Genomic DNA, 927 nt, shown 5'->3' on the forward strand with positions numbered 1-927 from the left:
CATCCCGCTACACGGCCCCACCAGAAACACCAGACCTGACCCACTACCTGCGCCTCAGCAAACTTGCCGGGACCCTGACCGCCGGCCGACAATGCGCTACGAACGGAACGGCCTGAATTTCCTTGGTTTCCTCTGCCTGGCCGCCACGATCACCTGCTGGAAGAAACTCCCACACCCCACATGAGACACGCCCTTAGCTTCTACCAGGCCCCGGTCGTCTCGTCATAGAGATCCGCCCACAGCGGAATGCCGAGCTGGTCGGCGACCGTCTGACCGACATCAATAGCCCACAGTCAGATCGCGGCGAACGACCGCGCACCCGCGAGCACCGCGCATGTCGCCAGGGTCAACACCACCGCCAGGCCATGCCGTCTGCCTCTGGGTTCCCGCGGATCCGCGATCCGACCGAAGACTGTCAACAGACCTGACACCGACGAAGGACGGCAATGACCCCCGGCGACAGCAGCAGCCAGCTGATCGAGAACGGGCAGGCGGTGATACTGGTACGGCGGGCAGGACACCTCGGGTCGATCATGATGGCGTAGGAAACCCCATGATCTCCAGGTGTCGTGCCCGCATCCGTAAGATCTCTGGCCACCCGCCCGCATCCCGCTGCAAAAGCCTACCAGAAGCCCCGTGACCGACCCATCACCCACCCGTCAATAAACTCGACGGAGCCCTGGCCCCCATACTCCAGGAACGTGCCGCCATCGCCGCGAGCTCCGCCGACCGGTCAATTTTCGCAGCCCGGACTCTATCCAACCAATCACCAGGCGAAACAAGAAAATCAAGCAATTTCATTGCAGTTTCATTCCGACCTTCAGATCTGACCTACATAAATATTCCAGCAGTCTAGTGTCCCGTGATTCCGGTTTCTTTATTTCCCATTATTGTCGACCAGTTTCTTGACATTGGCCTGCACAAGTT

Annotated in this window: 1 protein-coding gene; it reads right to left on the reverse strand. The window is 59.8% G+C overall.

Annotation, left to right across the window (positions count from 1 at the left end; genetic code table 11):
- Positions 1-293: 293 nt before the first annotated feature.
- Positions 294-608 (reverse strand): transposase family protein, encoded by a 315-nt coding sequence (locus tag ND747_RS16510; RefSeq protein WP_251734494.1) that lies wholly within the window; start codon positions 606-608, stop codon positions 294-296.
- Positions 609-927: the final 319 nt, after the last annotated feature.

Origin of the sequence: Frankia sp. R82 (assembly GCF_023716925.1) — a bacterium.
In the GTDB taxonomy this organism is placed as follows: Bacteria; Actinomycetota; Actinomycetes; order Frankiales; family Frankiaceae; genus Frankia.

What these genes read in the sequence shown, in the direction of transcription:
- ND747_RS16510 (WP_251734494.1), bottom strand. Translation starts at nt 608, where the DNA reads ATGCGGGCGGGTGGCCAGAGATCTTACGGATGCGGGCACGACACCTGG.